The sequence below is a fragment of the Streptomyces aureus genome, assembly GCF_001418135.1.
Classification (GTDB): domain Bacteria; phylum Actinomycetota; class Actinomycetes; order Streptomycetales; family Streptomycetaceae; genus Streptomyces; species Streptomyces aureus_A.
In genome coordinates this window covers 1-3111 of the sequence record NZ_LIPQ01000470.1, presented here as the reverse complement: position 1 = coordinate 3111, position 3111 = coordinate 1, and the positions used below count along the sequence as shown (strand labels likewise).

Here is a 3111-nt window from a genome sequence, read left to right as displayed (position 1 = left end):
ACGCCTTCGCCGAGACCTTCGTCGCGGCCGTCCCCTCGGCGGCCTGCCCGCCGGGACGGACACTGCGCGCCACCTTGAGCGACGAAGGTCTCGGCGAAGGCGTTCGCGGAGCTCGCGGGGTGCTCGCCCGAGCGGGTCATGCGCTACTACAAGGCCTGGGACATGGCGGCCGACGACGGTCTCGTCCCGCAGTTCGAGGTGCTCGTTCCCGGCGAGGACATCGAGCTGCCCGACGCCGACGTCTGGCTGTCGTACTACACCTCGCGCAACAGCGCCTCGTCCGTGCGCGGCCAGGCGATCAGCGCGGCGGCGGAGGCGGAGGGCATCCGGCCGACGAAGGCCCTGGAGGTCGCGGAGAACCCGACGGCGCTGCGGGCCGCGATCCTCGCCGACCCGGGGACGGCGGAGACGGCGCGCGGAGCGCTGCTCGACCGGATGAAGGAGGACCCGGCCCTTCAGACCGAGATGGCCCGCGCCATCGCGCGTACCGACGGGCTGAAGAAGGCCGTGGCGAGCGAGGCGAAGGCTGCCGACCGCATCGGGTACGTGCGCCAGATCGTCGAGAACGGCCAGATCAGGACGCCGGCCGGGCAGACCGTGGAGGCGCCGGCCGAGCTGCGGGCCGAGGCCGAGCGGCATCTGTCGCTCCTCGACGAGCTCGACGACTCGGAGGAGGCCGGCGAGTGGGCGGGTGAGGCGTACGACACGGTGAAGGGCCTGGTCGCGAAGGCGGTCGAGGAGGATCCGGCGCTGCGGGTCCAGGAGCGTCGGACGAAGTTCTACAGCAGCCTGCAGAAGGCGACGAAGGTCTTCGAGGAGCTGACCCTCGACGAGGTCCTGGAGGAGGAGATCTTCGAGGACGACATGCTCCAGCGCCTCGAAGCCCTCCAGGAGGCGATCAGCTCCTGCATCAGCACGCTGCGCAGGGCTTCGACCGCCTCCTGACCCCCGGACGGCGGGCTCGTCAGTCCTGGTGGCCGAGCTGGAGGTCGCGCTCGGTGCGGCCGCCGCCGGCCATCTGGAGGACGGTGGCGACGGGCGGGTAGCCGGCGGCGATGACGGTGTACTCGCCGGAGGACAGGTCCACGAAGCGGAAGGTGCCGTCGGCGCCGGTGGTGAGGGTGTCGACGACGTTGCCGGCGGCGTCGAGCAGGGTGACCCGGGCGTCCTCCACGGGGCGGCCGCCCCCCGCCCGTACGGTGCCGCGCAGCACCGCCCCGCCGGCGAGTTCGATGTCCTGGCGGGTCTCGCGGGAGGCCTGGACGCTGACGGGGAGCGCCGCGGGGCGGAATGCGGGGGCGCTGGCGGCGAGCGTGTACTCGCCGGCGACCAGTTCGGAGATGACGTACCCGCCCTCGCGTCCGCTGCGGGTCGAGGCGACGACCTCGCCGCGTACGTCGGTGAGGGTGACGGCCGCGTCCCGTACGGGTGTCCCGTCGGCGGTGACGACGCTGCCCGCGAGCCGGCCGGCGCCGCCGAGGACGACGTCGAGCTCGACGGGCCGGTCGCCGACGGTGACGGAGACGGCCTGGGGCTGGTGTCCGCCGGCCGCGGCGATGAGGACGTACGCGCCGTTGCCGGGGACGCTCAGCGCGTACCGCCCGTCCTCTCCGCTGGCGCCCCGGCCGACCTGCCGGCCCTGGACGTCGATGAGGGTGAGGGCGGCCCGGGGGACGCGGCTGCCGTCGTGGTGCTGGACGGTGCCGCAGACGGGGAGTCCGGAGTGCGGGGCGGCGAAGGAGGCGGGCGCGGGGGCGGCGTGCCGGGCGTGCGGGACGGCCTGGACGCTGCCGAACTCGTCGGCTCCGGTGGCCTCGGTGGTGGGGCTGTGGTGGGTCACCAGCGGTTTCTCCTTGAGGAAGAAGGCGAGGACGAGGCCGAGCACGAGGACCGGCACGAGGTAGAGGAAGATGCGCGGCATCGCGTCCGCGTACGCCTGGATGTACGCGTCGCGTACGGCGGGCGGCAGGGTGTGCACGGTCTGCGGGGTGATGGACTCGGCGGGCGGCAGGGAGGTCGCGCCGCCGGCGAGGAGGCCGGTGAGCCGGTCGCCGAGGGCGTCGTCGAGCCGGGAGGCGAAGAGGGTGCCGAAGACGGCGGCGCCGACGCTGCCGCCGATCTGGCGGAAGTAGTTGTGGGCGCTGGTGGCGGTGCCGAGGTCGCCGGGGCGTACGGAGTTCTGTACGGCGAGGACGAGCACCGGCATGACGAGGCCGATGCCGGTGCCGAGGACGGCCTGCCAGAGGCTGTGCTGGAGGCGCGGGGTGTCGGCGTCCATGCGGGAGAGCAGCCACATGCCGAGGACGGAGAGGGCGCCGCCGAGCAGCGGGTAGATCTTGTAGTGGCCGGTGCGGCTGATGAGCTGGCCGGAGACGACGGAGGCGATGACGATGCCGCCCATCAGGGGCAGCATCAGGAGGCCGGACTCGGTGGCGGTGGCGCCCTCGACCATCTGCAGGAAGCTGGGGAGGTAGCTGGCGGCGCCGAAGAGCGCAACGCCGACGACGGCGCCGACGAGGGCGGTCACGGTGAAGACGGAGTCGCGGAACAGTCGCAGCGGGATGAGGGGTTCGGGCGCGAAGTGCTCGACGACCAGGAAGAGCAGGGTGGTTCCGGCGGCGCCGCAGGCGAGGGCGATGGCGACGCGGGAGTCCCAGGCGTACTCGGTGCCGCCCCAGCTGGTGAGCAGGACCAGGCAGGTGGAGGCGGCGGCGAGGAGGAGCGCGCCGAGGACGTCGAAGCGGGCGCGTGCGGTGGGCTTGGGGAGTTTGAGGACGCCGGCGACGACGGCGAGGGTGACGAGCCCGAACGGCACGTTGAAGTAGAAGCACCAGCGCCAGGAGACGTGGTCGGTGAAGAAGCCGCCGAGCAGGGGTCCCGCGACGGAGGCGAGGCCGAAGGCGGCGCCGATCAGGCCCATGTACCGGCCGCGTTCCCGGGCGGGGACGATGTCGGCGATGATCGCCTGGACGCCGATCATCAGGCCGCCGGCGCCGATGCCCTGGATCGCGCGGAAGGCGATGAGTTCGTCCATGCTGCGGGACCAGCCGGCGAGTCCCGAGCCGATGACGAAGACGACGATGGCGAAGAGGAAGACGCCCTTGCGGCCGA

1 protein-coding gene and 1 pseudogene are annotated in these 3111 nt (G+C 73.0%); one reads left to right on the top strand and one right to left on the bottom strand.

Translation table 11 applies throughout. The features are described from left to right. Positions 1-84 precede the first annotated feature (84 nt). Positions 85-945 (top strand): annotated as a pseudogene (locus tag AOK00_RS31040) (hypothetical protein); the annotation flags it as partial. Between the two features lie 19 nt (positions 946-964). On the opposite strand, the gene AOK00_RS31035 reads toward AOK00_RS31040, so the two are convergent. Then, positions 965-3111: MFS transporter (locus AOK00_RS31035; RefSeq protein ID WP_055603527.1), on the bottom strand; the 2147-nt coding region annotated here is incomplete at its 5' end.